At 62.8% G+C, this 21,814-nt stretch carries 21 protein-coding genes; 9 read left to right on the top strand and 12 right to left on the bottom strand.

Annotation, left to right across the window (positions count from 1 at the left end; genetic code table 11):
- Positions 1 to 15: 15 nt before the first annotated feature.
- Complete coding sequence (panC, locus tag X566_RS21815) at positions 16 to 867, bottom strand: pantoate--beta-alanine ligase (protein WP_034471514.1); 852 nt, start codon at positions 865 to 867, stop codon at positions 16 to 18.
- A 305-nt stretch (positions 868 to 1,172) separates the two neighbouring features.
- Here panC and X566_RS21810 point away from each other — a divergent pair, with 305 nt between their 5' ends.
- From X566_RS21810 to X566_RS21800, 3 genes are all read left to right on the top strand, one after another.
- Positions 1,173 to 2,090, top strand: a complete 918-nt coding sequence (locus tag X566_RS21810) for a division plane positioning ATPase MipZ (protein WP_034471512.1) — start codon at positions 1,173 to 1,175, stop codon at positions 2,088 to 2,090.
- Positions 2,091 to 2,294: 204 nt separating this feature from the next.
- A complete protein-coding gene (locus X566_RS21805; RefSeq protein ID WP_081740501.1) occupies positions 2,295 to 2,465 on the top strand; it encodes a Flp family type IVb pilin in 171 nt (56 codons plus the stop codon).
- A gap of 183 nt (positions 2,466 to 2,648) precedes the next feature.
- Positions 2,649 to 3,206, top strand: a complete 558-nt coding sequence (locus X566_RS21800) for a cytochrome b (RefSeq protein WP_034471507.1) — start codon at positions 2,649 to 2,651, stop codon at positions 3,204 to 3,206.
- Positions 3,207 to 3,283: 77 nt separating this feature from the next.
- On the opposite strand, the gene X566_RS21795 is transcribed toward X566_RS21800, so the two are convergent.
- Positions 3,284 to 3,598 carry an HdeA/HdeB family chaperone gene (locus X566_RS21795; RefSeq protein WP_034471505.1) on the bottom strand — a complete coding sequence of 105 codons (315 nt, stop codon included), beginning with the start codon at positions 3,596 to 3,598 and terminating at the stop codon, positions 3,284 to 3,286.
- Positions 3,599 to 3,731: 133 nt separating this feature from the next.
- On the opposite strand from X566_RS21795, the gene X566_RS21790 reads away from it, so the two are divergent.
- Positions 3,732 to 4,460 carry a hypothetical protein gene (locus X566_RS21790; protein ID WP_034471503.1) on the top strand — a complete coding sequence of 243 codons (729 nt, stop codon included), beginning with the start codon at positions 3,732 to 3,734 and terminating at the stop codon, positions 4,458 to 4,460.
- Between the two features lie 130 nt (positions 4,461 to 4,590).
- Positions 4,591 to 5,313, top strand: coding sequence for a DnaJ domain-containing protein (locus X566_RS21785; protein WP_034471501.1), 723 nt, complete (start codon positions 4,591 to 4,593; stop codon positions 5,311 to 5,313).
- Between the two features lie 221 nt (positions 5,314 to 5,534).
- Here X566_RS21785 and X566_RS21780 read toward each other — a convergent pair whose 3' ends face one another.
- On the bottom strand, positions 5,535 to 7,310 hold the full coding sequence (locus tag X566_RS21780; protein WP_034471498.1) for a D-alanyl-D-alanine carboxypeptidase: 1,776 nt from the start codon (positions 7,308 to 7,310) through the stop codon (positions 5,535 to 5,537).
- Between the two features lie 413 nt (positions 7,311 to 7,723).
- Between X566_RS21780 and X566_RS21775 the strand changes: the two genes are divergently transcribed.
- Positions 7,724 to 8,059 carry a phasin family protein gene (locus X566_RS21775; protein ID WP_034471495.1) on the top strand — a complete coding sequence of 112 codons (336 nt, stop codon included), beginning with the start codon at positions 7,724 to 7,726 and terminating at the stop codon, positions 8,057 to 8,059.
- A gap of 133 nt (positions 8,060 to 8,192) precedes the next feature.
- Here X566_RS21775 and X566_RS21770 read toward each other — a convergent pair whose 3' ends face one another.
- From X566_RS21770 to X566_RS21745, 6 genes are all read right to left on the bottom strand, one after another.
- The gene (locus tag X566_RS21770) at positions 8,193 to 9,572 is read right to left on the bottom strand and encodes a serine hydrolase (RefSeq protein ID WP_051444421.1); all 1,380 of its coding nucleotides are present in this window, start codon (positions 9,570 to 9,572) and stop codon (positions 8,193 to 8,195) included.
- A 197-nt stretch (positions 9,573 to 9,769) separates the two neighbouring features.
- A complete protein-coding gene (locus X566_RS21765) occupies positions 9,770 to 10,717 on the bottom strand; it encodes a nitronate monooxygenase family protein (protein ID WP_034471493.1) in 948 nt (315 codons plus the stop codon).
- Between the two features lie 141 nt (positions 10,718 to 10,858).
- Positions 10,859 to 12,187: an MFS transporter gene (locus tag X566_RS21760; RefSeq protein WP_244434851.1), complete on the bottom strand. Its 1,329-nt coding sequence runs from the start codon at positions 12,185 to 12,187 to the stop codon at positions 10,859 to 10,861.
- Between the two features lie 167 nt (positions 12,188 to 12,354).
- Positions 12,355 to 12,678 carry a YnfA family protein gene (locus tag X566_RS21755; protein WP_034471491.1) on the bottom strand — a complete coding sequence of 108 codons (324 nt, stop codon included), beginning with the start codon at positions 12,676 to 12,678 and terminating at the stop codon, positions 12,355 to 12,357.
- Positions 12,675 to 13,013, bottom strand: coding sequence for a pentapeptide repeat-containing protein (locus tag X566_RS21750; protein WP_034471489.1), 339 nt, complete (start codon positions 13,011 to 13,013; stop codon positions 12,675 to 12,677). Before X566_RS21750 ends, X566_RS21755 begins: the two co-directional genes overlap by 4 nt.
- A 13-nt stretch (positions 13,014 to 13,026) precedes the next feature.
- Positions 13,027 to 13,680, bottom strand: a complete 654-nt coding sequence (locus X566_RS21745; RefSeq protein ID WP_034471487.1) for a hypothetical protein — start codon at positions 13,678 to 13,680, stop codon at positions 13,027 to 13,029.
- Positions 13,681 to 13,917: 237 nt separating this feature from the next.
- On the opposite strand from X566_RS21745, the gene X566_RS21740 reads away from it, so the two are divergent.
- A complete protein-coding gene (locus tag X566_RS21740) occupies positions 13,918 to 15,318 on the top strand; it encodes a carotenoid oxygenase family protein (RefSeq protein WP_051444420.1) in 1,401 nt (466 codons plus the stop codon).
- A gap of 98 nt (positions 15,319 to 15,416) precedes the next feature.
- On the opposite strand, the gene X566_RS21735 is transcribed toward X566_RS21740, so the two are convergent.
- From X566_RS21735 to X566_RS21725, 3 genes are all read right to left on the bottom strand, one after another.
- Positions 15,417 to 16,046: a glutathione S-transferase family protein gene (locus tag X566_RS21735; protein ID WP_034471486.1), complete on the bottom strand. Its 630-nt coding sequence runs from the start codon at positions 16,044 to 16,046 to the stop codon at positions 15,417 to 15,419.
- 136 nt (positions 16,047 to 16,182) lie between these two features.
- Positions 16,183 to 16,605, bottom strand: a complete 423-nt coding sequence (locus tag X566_RS21730; protein ID WP_034471482.1) for a hypothetical protein — start codon at positions 16,603 to 16,605, stop codon at positions 16,183 to 16,185.
- A gap of 167 nt (positions 16,606 to 16,772) precedes the next feature.
- A complete protein-coding gene (locus tag X566_RS21725) occupies positions 16,773 to 18,176 on the bottom strand; it encodes a TadE/TadG family type IV pilus assembly protein (RefSeq protein WP_034471480.1) in 1,404 nt (467 codons plus the stop codon).
- A gap of 674 nt (positions 18,177 to 18,850) precedes the next feature.
- Here X566_RS21725 and clpS point away from each other — a divergent pair.
- Together clpS and clpA are read left to right on the top strand one after the other, a co-directional pair.
- Positions 18,851 to 19,183, top strand: a complete 333-nt coding sequence (clpS, locus tag X566_RS21720) for an ATP-dependent Clp protease adapter ClpS (RefSeq protein WP_034472729.1) — start codon at positions 18,851 to 18,853, stop codon at positions 19,181 to 19,183.
- Between the two features lie 131 nt (positions 19,184 to 19,314).
- Positions 19,315 to 21,717, top strand: coding sequence for an ATP-dependent Clp protease ATP-binding subunit ClpA (gene clpA / locus X566_RS21715; RefSeq protein ID WP_034471478.1), 2,403 nt, complete (start codon positions 19,315 to 19,317; stop codon positions 21,715 to 21,717).
- Positions 21,718 to 21,814: the final 97 nt, after the last annotated feature.

Raw genomic sequence — 21,814 nt, 5'->3', positions numbered from 1 at the left:
CCCGCCTGGTGCGCATCACGCCTTCATGTTGTCGATCAGCCGCGTTCGCCCGAGCTTGGCCGCAACCAGGAGCCTCACCGGACCGTCCTTGATGGAGCCGATCTTCGCCAACGTTTCGGCGTGGCGCGCCTCCAGATAATCGATCGCAAAACCGGCCGCTGCGATCGTCTCACGTCCCTCCGCGAGTGCAGCCTCAAGGCTCTCGCCGGCGCGAAGCTTGGCCGATACACTCTTCATCGTGCGATGAAGGACAGGCGCAGTCCGGCGTTCCTCAGCCGACAGATAGACGTTGCGCGAGGACATCGCGAGACCGTCCTTTTCGCGCACGGTCGGCACGCCGATGACTTTGGTTCGCAGGTCGAGGTCCTTGGCCATCCGCGTCACAACCTTGAGCTGCTGATAGTCCTTCTCGCCAAACATCGCGAAGTCGGCCCGCGTTTGCGCGAACAGCTTGCCGACCACGGTTGCCACGCCGCCGAAGAAGTGCGGACGATAGGTGTCCTCCAGCCCGGCCACGGCCGGTCCTTCGAGGGCGATGCGGGTGACGAAACCTTCCGGATACATCACATGCGCATTGGGTGCCCAGACGAGATCCACACCCTCGGCACTGAGCTTCTGCAGATCCTCGTTGAGTGTGCGCGGATAGGAGCCGAAGTCCTCATGCGGGGCGAACTGCGTCGGATTAACGAAGATCGAGACCACGACCTTCAGCCCGCGTCGCCTGGCATTGCGCACCAGTGTCAAATGCCCGTCGTGCAACGCCCCCATGGTCGGCACGATGGCGATCTTCGCCTTGCGGCCGCGCAAGGCATCGAGCGTGCGATGCAGGATGGGAAGGGTGCGGACGACGGAAGGGCGTTTTGACATCGGGGGCCTGGTTGGAAAACGGGGTGAACGGCGCGATCGGTCTGCGGAGGCCGACGCGCGGCGAACCTATCAAAGGCGAGGTGTTACCGCCAATCGCTCAACCGTTGCGAAAACCGTCTCCGCGCCGTCGTGCCGGACATGACAGCGTGGCATGAGGGCATCGCGTCAGGGTCCCGCGTGCGCGCGCATCGGCGCGGGGGAGGCGAGCCTCGCCCATCGCATTTAGGATGAACGTCGCTCCTTGCGCATTTCGCTTGACCCCGCCGCTCTCCACTCTGAGAATGAGGCAACAGGGGCCACGCGTGATGTTAGTACAGGCCAGCCCGGCGCAAGCCGGCTCCGCACATGTCATCGTCTTGGGTAACGAGAAGGGCGGCTCGGGCAAATCGACCACCGCCGTTCACGTTATCGTCGCCCTTTTGAAGGCCGGCCAGCGGGTTGCGACCATCGATCTTGATGCGCGGCAAAAGAGTCTGACCCATTACATGGAAAACCGCGCCGCTTGGGCGCGCCGCACCGGTCTCGCGCTCGAACTGCCGCATCACATCCACGTCACGCTCGGCTCGAGCATGAACATCGCCGAGAACGAGAGCTCCGAGTTCGAACAGTTCTCGCAGGCGATCCATGCGGTGGAGCGTTCCTTCGATTTCATCGTCATCGATACGCCGGGCACCGACAACTACCTGATGCGGCTCGCGCATTCGATGGCCGATACCTTGATCACGCCGATCAACGACAGCTTCGTCGATTTCGATGTGCTCGGCAGGGTCGATCCCGCGACATACTGGGTCACTGGTGAAAGCCACTATGCGCGGATGGTGCGCGAGGCGCGGCGCCAGCGTCGGCAGGTGGATGGCGCCTCGACCGATTGGATCGTCGTACGCAATCGCCTGTCCTTCATGACGTCGCGCAACAAGCAACTGATCGGTGAAGGCCTGAACAAGCTTGCTGCTTCGGTTGGATTCCGAACCGTGGACGGTTTCGCCGAGCGGGTGGTCTATCGCGAATTGTTTCCGCGCGGGCTGACCGCGCTGGACGATCTGAATGCGCAAACGCTTGGCATGCGGCCCAGCATGGCGCATGTCACCGCGCGCGAGGAGGTCGCAAGCCTGCTGCGTCATCTCAAGCTGCCGATCGATGAGCGCGGACGCCGCCGTGCCGCGGCCCGTGCCGAATGGTTCGCGCAATCCGGTAAGCCGCTCGAGACCCACGATATCGTCTGAGGTCGAGCCGGGTTTCCCGGCTGGCGTCTCTGGCGTGATCCACATTCCCTGACCGGTGCGATCCATCAGCCTTAACGGAGGGTTAAGGTTCACGCGCAGGGCGCGTACAGTTGTCGATTACAGCTTTACCGAGCGGAAAGTTCCGTCCGGTATCGTGCCTTGGATGGCAAGGCCATCGAAGATAGCGATCCGGGAGCATCACAGATGATCGGTTTGATACAACGGTTCGTGCGCGATGAGTCGGGCGCGACGGCGATTGAATACGCCTTGATTGCCGCAGGCATCGGCATCGCCATCATCGCGGCGGTCAACACGCTCGGCACCGCCATCAGCAACAAGTTCGGTTCAATCACGACCTCACTCGGCACGCCCTGATCCGGGCAACCTCTGCTGCCGCCGGCAGCATGAACACTGGCAACTGTCAGCCGCCTCTGGCGGCTTCTTTTGCAGACCGGTACGATCACGCGCCGTCATGATCCGGCTGCGACACCGCCACCCGATCCCCTAGCCGGAACCCGTGTTGCTGATTAGTCTTCCCTGAAGACGGGGGACATTGCCATGACCTATGGCGTTCGCAGCGGCGGCTATCCGGCCACTTCGAAATGGCTGCACTGGCTGATCGCAGCCTGTGTGTTGGTCATGATCCCGATCGGCATCGTCATGGGCCGGGTCGGGCAGGGACCGACCCAGGATACGCTATATCTGCTGCACAAGTCGCTCGGGATGCTGATCCTGATGTTGATGCTTGCGCGCCTGGTCAACCGCATCGTTATCGGTGCGCCGGCCCCGGCACCATCACTGGCCCGCTGGCAGCGCGTTGCCTCGTCGGCGACGCACGGATTGCTGTATGTCCTATTGCTTGTGATGCCGATCGGCGGCTGGCTTGCCAACTCGGCTTATGGGGCGCCGACGCCGTTCTTCGGCGTGTTCGAGATTCCCAATCTGATCGCCAAGAACGAAGCGCTGGCCGATCGTCTATTCGCCGTGCATCGGAGCATAGGATTGATCGTTGCCGCGATCGTGCTCGTGCACATTGCTGCGGCGCTGTATCACTTCCTCATCCATCGTGATGGAGTCTTGCAGCGGATGCTGCCGCGCGCTATCGGCGGCGACTGAATACGAGAATGCGTACGCCGCCAACGGATGAAGAGAGGTCGGCCCAGCGCCGGCCTCCCTTCAGCGACTGCGGCAGTTCACTTTTCGCTCAAAACCTTATCGGCTGCATTGACGATGCTGACGGTCGGGTTGGAGCCGCAATAGGCTCCGATCTTCTTGGCGTTCTCCAAGAACACGTCAGTATCGATCTTGGCCTCATCGCTGTCGCCTTTGTACCAGCCGTCGAGCCAGGTCAGCATGAGCGAGACCGTCTGCTCGTCGCTCTGCACGAATTCCTTGCAGGTCATGGTATAGAGATCGAGCACGACGGCATTGGCCGAGGCCGTGGGCGGAAGCGCGAGTGCGGCCGTGACCAAGGTGATGCGCGCGCAGGTGATGCGTATGAACGTCATGAGAAGCTCCTTCGGTTGATAGGATCGCGACGAGGCTAGCACGCACGGATGTCGGACGATCCGGCATTGACGGCCTCGCGCACGCGCTCCACATAAAGCTTGCACCATCTGCGTGCGCACGATGAGACGCGTCATGACAAGCGACGACAGACAGAAACCCGTATCGTCTGCGAGCAAAACTCCGGCCGCACAGTCGTCTTCCGCGGCAATCGCCGACTTCCTTCAGCAGGTGAAGGCACTCGGACCTGCGGGCAACGGAGCGTCCGGGCGGCTGATCTTTGCGCTGGACGCGACGTTGAGCCGGCAGCCGACCTGGGACATGGCCTGTGCCCTGCAGGCAGATATGTTCAACGAGGCTGCCAAGATCGGCGGACTGGCGATGCGGCTGATTTATTATCGCGGTCGCAACGAATGTCGCGCGACCGGCTGGCTGACCGACACAGCCAAGCTCGCGCGGCTGATGGGACGCATCACCTGCGCCGGCGGACACACGCAGATCGGCAGAGTGCTGAGCGATGCACGGCGCGAAGCATCGGCGTCGTCGGTGCGCGCGCTCGTGTTCGTCGGCGACGCGATGGAAGAGGACATCGACGCGCTATGCGCCACCGCCGGAGAACTCGGCCTGCTCAAGGTGCCGTGCTTCATGTTCCAGGAAGGGCGCGATGCTGCTGTCGAGCATGCGTTTCGCGAGATCGCGCGCTTGACCGGCGGCGCTTGGTGCAGGTTCGATCCGGGCAGCGCAGCGCAGCTGCGAGACTTGTTGCGGGCGGCGGCGGCTTATGCGGCGGGTGGTCGCGAGGCACTGAAGCGGCTGGCTACGGGCTCCGCGGGGGCAACACATCTGCTTGGCCAGATGCGCTAGCGGGGAAAGCCTCGCGTTGGCGCGGTGACGGGTCGCAAGGCTGTCGTGGACATACAAGGCTGTTGTTGAAATACGGCTTATTTGGTTCCGCGATCTACCTGAACGGCGCGCAGGCGATTACATTGCCGCCATGGCTTTCGTTGCAGGACTTGTCGCCGTCGTCACGCTGTATCTGCTGTTGCAGGTGCTGCGCTCAACCAATCCGGCCGTGCTCGCGCGCGGCGTCAAAATTGGCGGCGGCATCGTCACGCTCGCGGCGGCTGCCTTCATCGGCGTCCGGGGTGAGTTCGCCGTGGCGATCCCGCTCGGCCTGTTCGGAGCGGGGCTGCTCGGCTGGACACCGCTCGCCAACATGGGGTTCAACTTTCCCGGCTGGGGATCGCAGCGTTCGTCCGGTCAGACCTCACGGGTCCGCTCGGCCTTTCTCGATATGACTTTGGACCACGACAGCGGCCGGTTGAGCGGGCAGATCGTTGCCGGCGCGAACGCCGGCCGTCCGCTAGATGACTTCGACCTTGAGGCGCTGGTCGCGATGGGGCGCGCCTTCGACGCCGAGAGCCTGGCGCTTCTGGAAAGTTATCTTGATCGCCGGTTTCCCGCTTGGCGTCAGCACGCGCATGACGAAGGGACAGGGCGGCAAGGTGGTCACGTCGGCCGTCCGCCGTCCGGGAAAATGACGGAACAGGAGGCTTATCAGATCCTTGGCCTGCAGCCGGGGGCGCCGGACAGTGAGATCAGCCGGGCTCACCGCTCCCTGATGAAGAAACTCCATCCCGACCAGGGGGGATCGACGTATCTCGCTTCGCGAGTAAACGAGGCCAAGGATACCTTGCTTCGACGCCATCGACACTAACTCCGCACGCATACGAACGCCACGCGCGAGCGGTTCGCCGTCAGTCCGTTCGATGCGCCCCGGATCGCATGGCCTGCGATCCATTCTGTTATTGCCATGATCCTCGTCCGGCGAGCGGCGCGATGGCGCAGCTTGTGGTGGGATCATGCGGACCGTGCTGCACCGTCATTGTGTGGGAGCAGCGTTGGCGGTCCAACCTCCGGAACTTTACGGACGGATGGTTAGTATTTCATTGCAAAGCAGGAGATGTCCGAGCGCTTTAGCGTCTTGCAGGCGGCTTCGGCCCGATCCTTGTCGACGAAGCCGGCGAAGCGGGCGCGGTACAGCTGCTTGTCACCCTTGGCGACGGTCTCGGTGAATGGCTCGGCCTTGCCCAGCACGGCGCGAGCGTGGTCGCGAGCCTCGTTCAGACGGCTGCGCGCGTCGGCTTCGCTCTCGAGCGCGCCGACCTGGATGATCCAGCTGCCGGGACGGATCGAAGGCTTCGGCGCCTCGGCCTGCTTGGTGGTGGCCGGTGCGGCAACCGGGCGCGGAGCGGGGACCGGGCGTGCCGGATCGGCATAGGCCAGCGCGCTGGCCGGCAGCGTGCCGAGGATACCGGTGCCGCGGCCGTGGTTCGGATTGACCGGCGGCAGATCGGATTTGGCGAGATCGGATTTGGCGGTTGCGTTGCTGCGGCTGGTCTCGGGGGCGGTTTCGGCGACCTGCGGAAGGATCTGGGTCGGGCCGGCGCTTGCGACCTTCACCGGGCCGGCCTTCACCTGCAGGGTCTTCACGCGCACCGGCGTCATCGGCTCGGTCGAACCGGGGATCGGCGGCAGCGCTTGCGAGGAGATCACGCCGTTGGTGAGCGGCGCCATGCGCTGCTGTGGCGTTGCTGTTGCGGTTTGTGCCGGTGCCGGCTCAGGCGCTGCGGCGGCGACCTGCATCGGTTCGATCGTACGACGCGCCGGATTGCCTTCGCCATCGAAGTCGCTCGGAGCGGTCGGTTTCAGGTCGACGCTCCGGCTTTCGACGGGGCGGATATCCGGGCGGGCCACCGGAAGCGGCGTATCGTTGGCCTGGGCGACCTGAACGGCGCCGTTTTCCGTGATGGCTGCGACCGTGCGGCGGGTGGCGCCACGCTCGATGTGCTCGGCGAGGAGGTTGCGCATCACTGCGTCGCGCGAGCCGCCGGACCGGCCGCCGAGCACGACGCCGACCAGATAACGATTGCCGCGCTTGATCGAGGTCACGAGGTTGAAGCCGGAGGCGCGGGTGTAGCCGGTCTTGATACCGTCAACGCCTTCGACCTTGCCAAGGAGGCGATTATGGTTGCGGATCGACTTGCCGCGGAAGACGAAGCTGTTGGTCGCGAAGTAGCGATAGTAGCGGGGAAAGCGATCCTGTATCGCACGGCCGAGCAGGGCCTGGTCGCGCGCGGTGGTGACTTGCTCGGGATTGGGCAAGCCGTTGGCGTTGCGATAGGTGGTGCGGCTCATGCCGAGCGCACGGGCCTTGCGCGTCATCATCCTGGCGAACTCGTCCTCGGACCCGGCGATGGCTTCGGCAATGACGACCGAAGCGTCGTTCGCCGAGCGGGTGACCAGGCCCTTGATGGCGTCTTCGACACGGATGGTCTGGCCAGGACGCAGGCCGAGCTTGGTCGGGGCCTGCTCGGACGCATATTCGGAAACCCTCATCTCGGTATCGAGCTTCATCCGGCCGGATTCGAGCCGCTCGAACAGCAGATAGAGCGTCATGATCTTGGTGAGCGAGGCGGGGAAGCGCGGAGCGTCGGCATTGTTGGCCTGCAGCGTGGCGCCGGAATTGCCGTCGACGATGATGCTGGAGAAGGGGGGCGCGTAGACGACGCGGGCATGGTGCGCCTTGCGCTTGCCATGCCGCCGCTTTGCCTCGGCAAAATCGGTGGTGAAGGTGGTGGCCGCCACTGCTGTAACGAGCCCAAGCACGAAAAGACGTCGCCCGCGAGAGGACGCAACGATTGCGCGGAACATGAACTTCCCGTCCCCCTAAATTCCGGCCGCTCACGGGTCCGTCACAGGTCCGTTGAGCAACATTGACAAGGCCATTTTGTGTCAGGCGGCCGAGCGGCATCTCAAAGGGTGGCTGGCCTAGCCCGATTTTCCCGTTAAGATGCTGAGAAAGCTCGACATTCCGGGCTTTTCCCGCCGCATGAACAGTCCAGAATTCCACGGTATGAGGGAGGGGTTGCGAAACGGTTAATCATCCCTTGCCTGCGACTCAGAGGTTTGAGGCAAAGTTTATTTTGTTGCATCGCACAAATCCACTTGCGCTTTTTGTGCAGTGCAGTATATTGGGATTGCGGATGGGAAGGCGCCGGGCGCTGCAGTGGCGCCATGGCAATTTGCAGTTTGTTTTAACAACGCTCTCTGAAAGGGATTTGACGATGCTCAAGGTTGAAGAGTTCCAGAACTACGGCAAAGAGCAGTTCGATGCCGCTGTCGCCTCCGCGGGTTCCTACACCAAGGGTCTGCAGGCGATCGCCTCCGCCTACGGCGATTTCACCAAGAAGTCGTTCGAGGAGGGCAGCGCCTTCATCGAAAAGCTTGCGGGCGTGCGTTCGCTCGACAAGGCGTTCGAGGTGCAGAGCGACTACGCCAAGACCGCCTATGACACCTTCGTCGCTGAAACCACCAAGATCGGTGAGTTGTACAAGGATCTCGCCAAGGAAGCCTACAAGCCGTTCGAAGGTTTCCTGGCCAAGGCCACCAAAGCGGCCTGATTGGCAGCCGACACATTTTCTGAAGCTTCCTTCAAGAGACTTCAAATGAAACGAAGAAGCCCGGCGATCGCGCCGGGCTTTCTTCTTTAATCTCGTGGATTGCGGTGAACGAGGTCGCCGGATCGTGGCGGGATTACGGAAGACGCGGACACTCCTGATATTTCCCGTTCTGATGCCAGAGCAGCCGGTCCACGGCGCCCTCCTTGTTGCGCATGAATCGACCCTGCGCATCGACCACGCGGAGAAAGAAGCGGCTGTCGCTCTCGGCGAACATCTCGTATTCCGCTTGTCCGGTGGCGCGGATGAACAGCCGCGGGCCCTCGGCGCGGATGGTCAGCATGAAGGTTGGCGCCATCTGATAGATGCCGGCATAGGAGGCGAGAATCGCGGGATCGACAGCGACCTGCGGGGGGTACAGCGCCACCTTGTAAGCGGGATTGGTCAAATGCAGGCCAAGGTCGTTGAGCGCGTTGGCGGCGTTCGCCAAGATCACGGCGCCGGACTTTCGCATGGTGGAGAAGCCCGCGAACGAGGTGTAGCCGCCGGTCATGCCGTCTTTCCAGACGACCTGGTCATCGTGGTTCGTGTTGACGAACCAGCCGAGTGCGGCCTTAACCGTTGCGAGATCGGTTGCGCGACGGGTTTGCAGCAGCATCGCGATCGGCTGCTGGAGCGGCGATCCGGCCTCCGCGAAGTTCGTCGCCTTCATGAAGCGGACCAGATCGTTCGCCGTCGATCGCAACGCGCCGGCGCCTGCCAGCGCCTGAAAATCCCAGTTCGCGCTCGGCTTGAGGTTGGAGAGATGTCCTTGCGCCAGGCGCGCACGCATCGAATCCGTGAGCGTTATGCGAGTGTCGTGCAGCCCGAGCGGTTCGCAAATGCGTGAGACGATCATCTCCTCATAGGTCTTGCCGCCACGCAGCGCGAGCACATGGCCGAGGAGACCAAAGCCCAGATTTGCGTATTCGTAATGGCGGCCCGGTATGAAGCGAAGTGTGTGATTGGATAGAAAGGCGTATAGCTGCTCGGCACCATAGTCTGCGTAGGGATTGTCGTTGGTCGCCAGCCCATCCGGAATACGCGGCAGGCCGGACGTATAGGTTGCAAGGTCCAATAGCGTGATCTGCTTGCCGTCGCGGGTGGGCATCTTCACCGCATCGGGCAGATATTTCGCGACCGGATCGTTCAGGGCGACTTCGCCGCGCGTGACCATCTCGGTCAGAAGCAGCGCGGTAAAGACCTTGGTGATCGAGCCGATCTCGAACACCGTGTCGCCATCCAGCGGGCGACTGTCGGCTGCTCCCGAGTGGCCATAGGACGTGACGGTCTGGCTATCGGCGTCGTAGGTGCATGCGATCATGCCGACGCTCTGGCGTGCGTTGTCGACCCAGTCCTGCAGCAGGCTGTGGATGTCCTCGCCAGCCGCCCAGGCGCTGCGGATCGTAGATAGCGAGATCGACGATGCAAGAATGCTTGCGGCGGAACCCAAGAGGACGTCGCGGCGAAGGATCATCGACGGGCCATTGTTTGAAATCGGCAGGCTTGAAGCTCACCAGCCCAGCCGATGCTAGTCGATATGCGGCTGGGGCTCCAGGTGTGCCCGCATGCAGGCAGCCCCAATGTCCGCTTCAATTGCGCGTGAAGCAGGATGCGCCGTCTCAGCGATATCTGGCCTTGGCGAGCTCCGGCGAGGCGATCTGCCGCTAGGCTTCAGCGGCGCAAAGCGGCGAGGCGGTCGATCTCGCGCCAGAAGCCCGTAATCGTGTCGTCGATGATCTGGCGCACCGGCTTGATCTCATGAATCAGACCCGCGCTTTCGCCGGCCGAACCGGACGTATTCTCGACGTCGCCGTTCACATACAGCATCTCCAGTTGCGCGCCGGGTGGCAGCCGTTCGCGCGAACCTTCGGCGACCGCGAGCGCGTATGGCGTGCGCAGGCCACGCGCGCGGGCGCGGGGCGGGTTGTCGGTCAGGATCGTTCCGGTGATCGTCGCGTCGACGATCGCGTTCTTGTAGTTGATATGCACCGGGCTTTCGACCGAGGCAACGAAGCGCGTGCCCATGGTCACGCCCTCGGCTCCGAGTGCGAATGCAGCTGCCATGCCGCGGCCGTCGACGATGCCGCCGGCGGCGACGATTGGCACGTCCACCTTCTCGCGCACTGCCTGCAGCAGTGCGAAGCTGTGGATCTCGTCCGGATTTCGCATGCCGGCGCTCTCCGCGCCTTCCACGATCAGGCCATCGACGCCGGCATCGACCGCCTTCAGCGCGCCGCGCAGGTTGGCGGTCGCGTGATAGACGATCACGCCCGCGTCCTTCAGGACGCGTACGTAACGGCCAGGATCGCCCGCCGACGTGGTCATGAAGTGGACACCTTGCTCGAGCAGCCAGTCGATGATGGCGCGCTCCTCCTTCGGATCGCTTTGCAGGTAGCGCACCGGCAGGTTGACGCCGAACGGCTGGTTGGTGGCCTTGCGGATGGCGGCGAACTCCCGCGTCGTCATCGACAGGTCGCGCGCCGAGCTCTCCAGAAGTCCCATGCCGCCTGCGGCTGCGACGGCGGACACCAGCGGCGCCCGGGCAATCCAGGTCATCGGCGACTGGAAAATCGGATAGCGCGACCGGGTATGGGCGATCACGCGATTGCCTTCGAACATGGCGTCCTCCGCTAGGGCGATCGTTCTATCGCACAAGCGATATCTGGTTTCGCCGTCGTTGCAAACGCGCAAAGGAGCGGCGACGTCGTCATGGCATGCAGGGATGCGATGCATTCCGGCAGCGTGCCGGCTGGCGATCCGTCAGGTGTGCCGGTGCATCGCGGACGCGTGCTTGGTATCGCGCATGGTGGTGTAGACGATGAGCGACAAAAAGATGATGCCGGAGAGATAATAGTAGAACCAGTGCTCGTGCCCTTGCGTCTTGAACCACAGGGCGATCGCCGGCGCGGTGCCGCCAAAAATCGAAACGGTCAGCGCGTAAGGCAGGCCGACGCCCATCGCCCGCACGTTGGTCGGAAACAGTTCTGCTTTGACGACGGCGTTGATAGACGTGTAGCCGGCGACGAACACCCAGGCAGCGCAGATCAAGAACATTGCCTGCAGCGGCGTCTGCGCCTCCTTCAGCGTGAAGAGCAGGGGCGCCGTCGCCAGCGTGCCGACGACGCCGAAGAAGATCAGAAGCGGCTTGCGGCCAATCCTGTCGGACAGCGCGCCATACAGCGGCTGCAGCAGCGAGGCGAAGACCAGCGAACCGAAGATCACCAGCGTCGTTTGGTTTTCACTGAGGCCGACCGACAGCTTGACGAAGGTCTGCATGTAGGTGGTGAAGGTGTAGAATGCGGCGGTGCCGCCTGCGGTCAGGCCGACCACCAGCAGGAGCTCGCGCGGATACGCGAACAGCGTGCGGATCGAGCCGGTGGCCTTGCCCGCCGATTTCGAGGCCTCGAACGCTTCGGTCTCATGCATGCCGCGCCGCATGTAGGCGGTGAAGATCGCGAGCCCGGCGCCGATCACGAACGGAATGCGCCAGCCCCACGACTTCAGCTCCTCGTCGGTGAGGAATACGTTTTGCAACAACAGCAGGACGATGATCGCGGTGAGCTGGCCGCCGATCAGCGTGACGTATTGGAAGCTTGAGTAGAACCCGCGGTGGGCGGGATCGGCAACCTCCGAGAGGTAGGTGGCGCTGGCGCCATACTCGCCGCCGAGGCTCAGACCCTCGATGATGCGCGCGATAGCGAGCACGAGGGGCGCGGCAAAGCCGATCGTCTCATAGGTCGGGGTGACGGCGATCAGCAGCGAGCCGAAGCACATGCAGACGACAGACAATGTCAGCGACATGCGGCGGCCGTAGCGGTCGGCGAGGAAGCCGAACAGCCAGCCGCCGAACGGGCGCATCAGGAACGTCGCGGCGAACAGGACTGCCGCTTCGAGCTGTTGCACCACAGGATCAGAGTGTGGGAAAAATTTCGGCGCAAAATAGAGGGCGAAGGCGGTATAGGCGTAGAAGTCGTACCACTCGACCAGATTGCCCATCGAGCCGACGAAAATGGACTTCAGTCGGCGGCGAACGTCGGCGGTATCAAAAGGGGTGTTGCCGGTCTGGCCGTCCCGCATCGAAACCGTCATCGGTCGATCTCCTGCCGTTCGCCGTGCCGATTGGATTCCCAAATGGGCATTCTCGCAACTGACAAAGCTGCGAAGACGGGGGCGCTGCCCAATGCGCTAACGCAACATGCGCGGTTTGGTTCGCTGCGGGCTAGCGGCTGGCCGGCCGATGCCGCGGCGCCGGCAGATCAGGCGGCGCGAGGACCCGCGATGATGACGGCGGCGCCGGCCAGGCAGAGCAGGGCGCCTGCGAGATCCCAGCGGTCGGGCCGGATGCCCTCGACGGTCCAGAGCCAGCCGAGCGAGGCGACGATGTAGATGCCACCATAGGCGGCATAGGCACGACCCGCGGCTGCGCTTTCGACCAGGGTGAGCAGGTAGGCGAACAGGACCAGCGAGGCCACACCGGGGATCAGCCACCACACCGGCTTGTCGAGACGCAGCCACGCCCAGAATGCGAAACAACCGGCGATCTCGGCCAGCGCAGCGCCAATGTAAGCGGGGAGGGTCATTGGCCGTCTTGCTGCCTCGCGCGATAAGCGGCGAGCAGATCGGAGACGGCGATCCCGTCGATGGTCATGCCATCCATCAGGCTTTCCGAAATCGAAACGCCGGCGAGGTTGGCGTTGGCGATGCGCAGGCCGGCGAGGTTGACGTCGTGCACGCGCCAGCCGGACAAATTGCAATCCTCGAACGTCGCGCCCGACATGTTGATCTGCTGCAACGTGCAGCCGGAGAGATTGATGTTGTGGAATGTCGAGCCGGACATGTTCACGTCGTCATAGGCCGAGCCCGAAATGTCGGCATCGTGCACATGAAGACGCTCCTTGACGTGGTGCAGGTCCATGTCTGGTCTCGTTTCAGGTCCAGCGTTCTGTGTCGGCGCGATCGTCGGCCGTGAGCAGGGTGGTGGTATAGACGACGGTGGATGTGCAGAGGTCGTAGCGCTGATTCAGCTTGTCGCGCACGGCCGCCTCCGCCGCGCCCTGTGGAATCTTGGAGCGCTCCCACATTGCGAGATTGGGTCTCCGGGTCAGCAACAAGCTGCGGACAGTCGGCGTGCTGCTGTCGCGCAGCTTCCAGAGGCCGACCACCTGGGAGTCATAGGCCCCTTCGAAGCCGGGCCACGCGGCGACGCAAAGATCGAGAAACTCCTGCCAGCGTTCGGCCGGCGTTTCCTGCCAGCGGAAAGCGAAATTGCCCTGCCGCACCGGAGGAGCGTCGCTGGCCGGGCGCAACGTCGGCTCCATCGACGTCATCTCGTAGCCGCGGATTTGCGAGATGGCGTTCAGCTTCTCGGAGATGCCGACACCGCTCGCCGGCAGGGACCAGGAGGTGATGATGTTCAGCGTGTCGCGCGGTTCGCCGATCTGGCTGCGCCAGACGCCATAGAGAATACCACCCTCGCGCGCGAGCCAAGGTTTCAGCGCAATAATATCCTGAGCCACCGCGCTCCAGGCGCGGGGCGCGCAGTCGATGCGATGATGCACGAAGGCGGGATGAGTCAGGGCCATGTGGAATGCCTCGTTCGGACTGTCTTGGCATGCGCCATGCGACCTCGGCAAGCGCCGATGTTTTGCGGCCAAGTTGCTCCGACCGAATGCGGTTGGTCGGCAACAGTATGCCCTTCGCGAGTCCGCGCCGGGCAACTTGCGCAGCTCTCAAGGATTCAACTTGACAATGTAAACTTTACAACGTCAAGTTTGGAGTGGGCAAGAGCAGCAAATGCCACTCACGGGAGGAGCGTGCCGATGGACACAAAGTCTCCGCAAGCCGCGTTGAGCGCACAGGGCCAGCCGGCCTACCTGTCGGGTTTCCTCGGGCCGGTGCCGGATGAAATTGAACGGTTTGAACTGACGGTGGAGGGCGCGCTGCCGCCGGAATTGAGCGGCCTCTACCTGCGCAACGGCTCCAATCCGATGCCCGGCCAGGATCCGGGTCACAACTTCACCGGCCAGGGCATGGTGCATGGTATACGGCTCGAAGGCGGACGCGCCATCTGGTATCGCAATCGCTGGGTCAAGACGCCGACCATGCAGGGGGCGCGGGCGGTCCGTCCTGACGGCACGCGCGACGTGACGGCGGGCGTCGCCAACACCTCGATCCTGCATTACGACGGGCGCATCCTCGCGCTGGTCGAGAACGCGCTCCCGTACGAACTGACGCGGGAGCTCGACACTGTCGGGCCGTATGATTTTGGCGGCGCGTTGAAAAGCCCGATGACCGCGCATCCGAAGACCGATCCCGCAACGGGCGAGATCCATTTCTTCGGCTACGATTTTCGTCCGCCATTCCTCGTCTACCATGTCGCCACACGCGACGGTGTGCTGAAACATAGCGTGCCGCTGGCGGTGACGGGCCCGACCATGATGCACGACTTTGCGATGACCGCGCGGCATGTGATCTGGCTCGACATGCCGGTGGTATTCGACATGCAGCTCGCGATGGGACGGCGCGGCATGCCGTATCGCTGGAGCGACGACTATCCACCGCGCATCGGCGTGATGCCGCGTGGCGGCAGCAACGCGGACGTGCGCTGGTTCGCGGTCAAGCCGGGCTATGTCTTCCACGTCGGCAACGCGCATGAGGACGCGCAGGGACGCATCGTGCTCGATGGCGTCTATTACGACCGGGCAAGCTTCGATCGGCTGTGGAACAGGCTCGGTGGAGCGTCTGTGGCTGCAACCGGCGAACCGCAGGCCACCAAGGGTGGCGTGCTGTATCAGTGGACGCTCGACCTTGCGAACGGTGCGGTGAGCGAGGGACCGATCGACGATCTGTCGGTGGAGTTTCCGGTGGTCAATGGCGAGCGCGTTGGGCGTGATCATCGCTACGTTTATGCGGTCAACAACTCGTTCATCGAGGATCGTGGCGGCATGAATGTCGTCAAGTTCGACGTCAAGACCGGTGAGCGCCGCGCGCATGCGTTCGAGCGCGGCTGGATTCCAGGCGAGGCGATCTTCGTGGCGGCCAAAAACGCGACTTCGGAGGACGACGGCTGGCTGATGTCGATCGCTACACACGCATTGGAAGACCGCGCGCAGTTCGTGGTGCAGGACGCGTCCGATCCAGCGCTGAAGCCGGTGGCGACCGTGACGCTGCCGCGCCGGGTGCCCGCGGGCTTCCATGGCGCCTGGATCGCCGGAGACTGAGGCAGTCCCATGCGTCAGATGGAGACGGCCTCTGTGCGGCGGCGGTCTCGCCTGACAACCACCAGACCATCGCCGCGTGTTGCGCAATAAGATGTGCGTCAACGTCCTGTCGCGGCCGCGAGCGCTTGCTTCACGGAGGGGCGTTCGGCCATGCGCTGCATATGGTCGTAGACTTTCGGGAAGCCCTTCGGGTCGATGCTGTCGCCCTCCATCCACAGGGCGGCCGTGTACAGGTAGGCGTCACAGATCGAGTAGTCGGCACCAAGCACCCACGGTCCCTTGAACATCGTCTGCTCGATCAGGGCAAAGCATTCGGCCACCGTCTTCGGCACCTTGCGCTGCATGGCAGCCAGCGCCTCGGTGTCGGTCGGCTCGACCCAGCGGGTGCCGCGCATGCGGTGCGCGTGCGCCACATGCAGCGATGAGCAGATATAGCTGTTGAAAGCCTGCGCTTCGGCGAACGCGAACGGATCGGACAGCGGCGCAAGCTTCGCTTCCGGATGACTCTGGGCAATGAAGGCCAGGATTGCCGGGCTTTCGGTGAGAATGCCGCGCGGCGTCACCAGCGCCGGCACGCGCGCTTTCGGGTTGATGGCGAGATAGTCCGGCTTGCGCTGCTCCTCGGCCTTGAAGTTGACGCGGACGATCTCATGCGCTGCGCCGGCATCGATCAGGGCGATATGGGAGGCGAGCGCGCAGGTGCCTGGGGCGGTGTAGAGTTTCAGCATCGCAAGTTCTCGTCGGCAGGAGGGACTACAGGAGGGAATAGACGCGTTCCTATGGCATGATCACCTCATGCTTGCGAGCCGCTGCCGGCGCGCGGCAGCAATCCGTTGGGCGGAGCTAAGTCAAGCCCCGCTCGGGTCAGGGCCCGCGAATGACGCCGATGACATTGCTGTCGGCCATCAGCTTGGCATCGTGCTTGGCCCACGCGGCGGCGCGCTGTTCAGGCGTGAACAGGCCGCGCTTCTCGGCAAGGATCATCCAGGCGAAGCCCCACCAGTCCGAAACGTATCCGCCGTTGTTGTAGTCGGCGAGGTCGTAGCCGTTCTGCAACGCGAATTCGTAGGCGGCCTTCTTGGTGAGGCTGTCGAGCCAGGCATGATCGTCCGCCGACAGGCTGTCGTCATGGAAGTCATCGCACATGTACCCCCACACGGCACGGCAAACAGCGTTGTATTCGCGATCGATCTCTTCGTCGTTCCCCCATAGATGCAGCCGTTCGAGCTCGCGGCAATACTCGCAGAGCCGCACGACCGCAGAAAAATCACGAGCGATTTCAGACATATTGGCCCACCCATCGGGAATGCAGGGCCGGAGAGTATAGATGAGTCGTTGAAAAAGTGTTCATTATTCGTTCTCGAAATGATCTCACGCTGACGGAACCCGGCGTGAGACCGTCAGGAACACCATCAACGACGTAAGCGGGCTCACGTCTAATGCAAGGCCTGAGCTCACGAGGCCACGCGCAGGCGCGCGAGCTCCTTGAAGATGTTCTGGAACTGCACCGTCATCTGACCAGCTTGGGTGATGTAGCTGAAGTAGTTCGGGTTGTTAGGCTCGGTGGCGCAGTTCTTGGTGACGGTCGACAACGCATCGTTGTCCGTTGCGACCTGGATCGTGAAGATCTTGATGCCGGCGGTGCGCATGTTGCTGCACAGGGTTGCCTGGCGATCATCAACCTTTGGCTCCCAGCGGGACCCGGTACCATCCCAGCGGTTCTGGGTGTTGAGACCATCGGTCAGCAGCACTACGGCATCGATGTAGGAGTAGTTGGAATCCTTCGACAGCGGCGGGAAGGGACCGTTTTGGCCGTGCGTCATCCACGCCCAAAACACGCCGATGCTCTGGTTGGTACCGCCGTTCGGTTTCATCGCGTTGATCTTGTCGATCAGCACCTGCTTTTGCGATCGCACCGGCGTCATCGGCAGCAGAGCCGTCGGGCAGGCGTCGTACTGCTCGGGCCAGACCATGGTTCCCAGCACCGCGGGATCGGGCGGCGTATTCAGCGTGTCGTAACTGGTCGACTTCCGGTCGCGGTCCTTCACGCAGCCGTTCCAGGTGCTCTTGTTGGCGGTCGTCCAGGAGCCGTTTGCGGCTTGGCAATTGCTCTTGTTCGGCGTCACCCACCATCCCAGCGATTTCGAGCAGGAGCCGTTGACGTCGTTCCAGCCGGTGGGGTCCTCGTTCTGGGGATCGCTGTCCCAGCGCAGCCAGTTCGACGTCCTGAAGCCGGTGCCGATATTGACGTCCTTGGCAAACGGCACGATCGAAATGTAGACGTCGGCGTCCGTGGTCGCCATCGCGTAGAAGTCATTGATCAGCTTGGTGGCGGCCTTCTGCAGTTCGCCGATCTTGTCGGCGTCTTTCATCGAGCCGGTGTTGTCTAGCGCCAGCGCGATCCGATAGCGGATGTTGCCCCATTTGGTGGTGGACGACGCGCTGATGTCGAGGTTCTGAAGGCCGGCGACCCGCATGAAGTCGGTTTGCATATTGCCGAAAGCATCGACCTTCACGCTGGCGCCGTTGCCGGAGTTGGGCGAGTAGATGGCGTTGAAGGTGACGTTGGATACGTCAGAGCGGGTGTAGAGCGCGTTGAAGTAAGCCTTCGCCTTGGTCAGGAGCTGATCCGCGCTGAGGGTGGAGGCTTCCTTCGAGATCATCAGCGCCGTTGCGTCGGCGGCGGCCTGCATCGCCGAGCGTGCGGAGACGGCGCGGGTGTAATCGACTGCAGCGCCGATAAAGCCGATGATCGGCACCAGCGCGATGGCCAGCATCATCGCGACATTGCCTTGTTCGGCCCGCGCGAACCGCGCTGCGGAGTGCTTCAACCAGTCAGTCACGGATGGGATCGGCATGAATGCACCTGAGAACGGTCCAGTGATGGAACCAAGCGGTAGGTCTCAGGCGTGAAGGGGTGGTAAACTGCCACTCCGAATTTGAGTAAATGGCCGAATGCATTTCCATTTGAATGCGATCTTTATGCTCTATCGCCAACAGAGCCTGAATGGGACTGCGGCTTTTCAGAGCATCACGGTGAGCTTCGGTTAACCACGCCGGTTCCGAGCGCGGCTGCGGCCGCCATCAGTTCCTCGGTAGCTCTTTGGGCCCCTTAAATCGCCCGCTTGCGGGCGGGGATGCATCAACCCATATTCAAAATCACAGGATTTCTTGCCGGTAAGGCCCGGTTCTTGCACAGCAAGAGCGGACCGATAGGGCGGTTCAGAAGTTCTCTAACCGGTTCGGTCCGTCGGAAGGCATGATCGAGCCAAAACGATGTGGGATTTGCAGGTTTCTCGGGCTTCTTTGGCAGTCCGAGGTGCGTGGATGCTGGTATCCGGTGTGTAGCAGTCCGGGAGCGAAGCACGCGCAGGTCTGGAATCCGGGTCTGGCGGACTTTATGATGGCTTGGGGACGGGCCTGATGGGTCCTCCGATCGTTAATTGGGGAAGCTTTACGTTCTGCCATGTTCCAGCCGTCCACCCAGTTCCGCACAGCCGTCGCCGCCTTGTCGGAGGCCCGGCGCCCGTTCATGAGCAACGACGAGGGCCGCTCGACCGGACCCGGCGCGCCCGGAACGTCCGTCATTACCAAGGTGAAGCCGAAGACGAAACGGCCGAACCTCTACCGCGTTCTTATCCTGAACGACGACTACACGCCGATGGAGTTCGTCGTTCATGTGATCGAGCGATTTTTCAACAAGGACGTGGAGACCGCCACCAAAATCATGCTGCACGTTCATCAGCACGGGATCGGCGAGTGCGGCATTTTTACGTACGAGGTCGCCGAGACCAAAGTGACGCAGGTGATGGATTTTGCGCGCAAGCATCAACATCCTTTGCAATGCGTGATGGAAAAGAAGTAGCCTGCAGTCATCCGGAGCCCGATGCCGAAAAGCGAGTACCAGTTTTCGGACCACGCCGTGCTCCGGCGGAGTAACGATCCGATCCGGATCGTCTTGAACTGAAGATTTGGCGGGGGCCAAAAGGGACGCGAATGCCGACTTTCTCCCAGAGCCTTGAACAATCCCTGCACCGCGCGCTTGCGATCGCAAACGAGCGTCATCACCAGTACGCGACGCTGGAGCATCTGCTGCTGTCGCTGCTCGATGACTCCGATGCGGCCGCGGTGATGCGCGCGTGCAATGTCGATCTCGACAAGCTGCGCGGCAGCCTGGTGAACTATCTCGAGACTGAGTTCGAGAACATCGTCGTCGAAGGTGGCGATGATTCCAAGCCGACCGCCGGATTCCAGCGTGTGATCCAGCGCGCGGTGATCCACGTGCAGTCGTCCGGCCGCGAAGAGGTGACCGGCGCCAACGTGCTGGTGGCGATCTTCGCCGAGCGCGAGAGCCATGCCGCATATTTCCTGCAGGAGCAGGACATGACGCGCTACGACGCGGTCAACTACATCAGCCATGGCATCGCCAAGCGACCTGGCGCATCCGAGTCGCGCCCGGTCCGCGGGGCGGAGGAAGAGCAGGAGAACAAGGCCGGCGAGGACGCCAAGAAGAAGGGCGATGCGCTCGAGGCTTACTGCGTCAATCTCAACAAGAAGGCGCGTGACGGCAAGATCGATCCGGTGATCGGCCGCAACGCCGAGATCAATCGCGCGATCCAGATCCTTTGCCGCCGGCAGAAGAACAATCCGCTGTTCGTCGGCGATGCCGGCGTCGGCAAGACGGCGATCGCCGAAGGCATCGCCAAGCGCATCGTCGATTCCGAGGTGCCGGATGTGCTGGCGGCGGCCACCGTGTTCTCGCTCGACATGGGCACGCTGCTCGCGGGCACGCGCTATCGCGGCGATTTCGAGGAGCGGCTGAAACAGGTCATCAAGGAACTGGAGGCGCATCCGAACGCGATCCTGTTCATCGACGAGATCCACACGGTGATTGGTGCCGGCGCCACGTCGGGTGGTGCGATGGACGCATCGAACCTGCTGAAGCCTGCGCTTGCGTCGGGTTCGATCCGTTGCATGGGCTCCACCACGTATAAGGAGTACCGCCAGCACTTCGAGAAGGATCGTGCGCTGGTGCGCCGCTTCCAGAAAATCGACGTCAACGAGCCGACGGTGGAGGATGCGATCGCGATCCTGAAGGGTCTGAAGCCGTATTTCGAGGACTATCACAAGCTGAAGTACACCAACGAGGCGGTGGAAGCGGCGGTGCAGCTCTCTTCGCGCTACATCCACGACCGCAAGTTGCCGGACAAAGCGATCGACGTGATCGACGAGTCGGGTGCGGCGCAGATGCTCCTGCCGGAGAACAAGCGCAAGAAGACTATCGGCATCAAGGAGATCGAAGCGACGATCGCCACCATGGCGCGGATCCCGCCGAAGAGCGTGTCGAAGGACGACGCCGAGGTGCTGAAGCACCTCGAGCAGACCCTGAAGCGCGTGGTGTTCGGCCAGGACAAGGCGATCGAGGCGCTGTCGGCGTCGATCAAGCTCGCGCGCGCGGGCTTGCGCGAGCCGGAGAAGCCGATCGGCAGCTACTTGTTCTCGGGACCCACTGGCGTCGGCAAGACCGAAGTCGCCAAGCAGCTCGCGAACTCGCTCGGGGTCGAGCTGCTGCGCTTCGATATGTCCGAGTACATGGAGCGGCATACGGTCTCGCGTCTGATCGGTGCGCCTCCGGGTTATGTCGGCTTCGATCAGGGCGGTCTGCTGACCGACGGCGTCGATCAGCATCCGCATTGCGTGGTGTTGCTGGACGAGATCGAGAAGGCGCACCCGGATCTGTATAACGTGCTGCTGCAGATCATGGATCACGGCAAGCTGACCGATCACAACGGCAAGCAGGTCAACTTCCGCAACGTCATCCTGATCATGACGACCAATGCGGGCGCGGCTGATCTCGCGCGGCAGGCGTTCGGCTTCACCCGCAACAAGCGGGAAGGCGACGACACCGAGGCGATCAACCGGCAGTTCGCGCCGGAATTCCGCAACCGTCTTGATGCGATCGTGTCGTTCGGCCACCTCAGTTCCGATGTCATCGGCATGGTGGTCGAGAAGTTCGTGCTGCAGCTCGAGGCGCAGCTGGCCGACCGCGACGTGACCATTGAACTGTCCGAGCCTGCCAAGGCCTGGTTGATCGAGCGCGGCTATGATGAGCAGATGGGCGCGCGGCCGATGGCCCGGGTGATCCAGGAGTATGTCAAGAAGCCGCTCGCCGACGAGGTGCTGTTCGGCAAGCTGAAGGGTGGCGGCCATGTCCGCGTCGTCATCGTCAAGGACGAGAAGGACGAGGATAAGATCGGCTTCGAATTCGTGGATGGCCCGGTCGCGCCGAAGCCGGAGAAGCTGCCGAACGCCAAGAAGCGCGCAGCGCCGCGTAAACCGCCGAAGGGCGGCAATGACGGTCCTGCCGGTCCGACCAAGGGACCGCTGGTGAAGGCGTAACCGCTTTCGTAACAGGAATGCCAGACCGGCCGGTCGTCAGCTTGACGGCCGGCCGTTTTGTTTGCGTGATGCGCGTCAAGAAGAAGCGCCGCCCGTC

The organism is Afipia sp. P52-10, assembly GCF_000516555.1.
Taxonomy (GTDB): domain Bacteria; phylum Pseudomonadota; class Alphaproteobacteria; order Rhizobiales; family Xanthobacteraceae; genus P52-10.
This window is presented reverse-complemented; position numbering and strand designations above follow the sequence as displayed.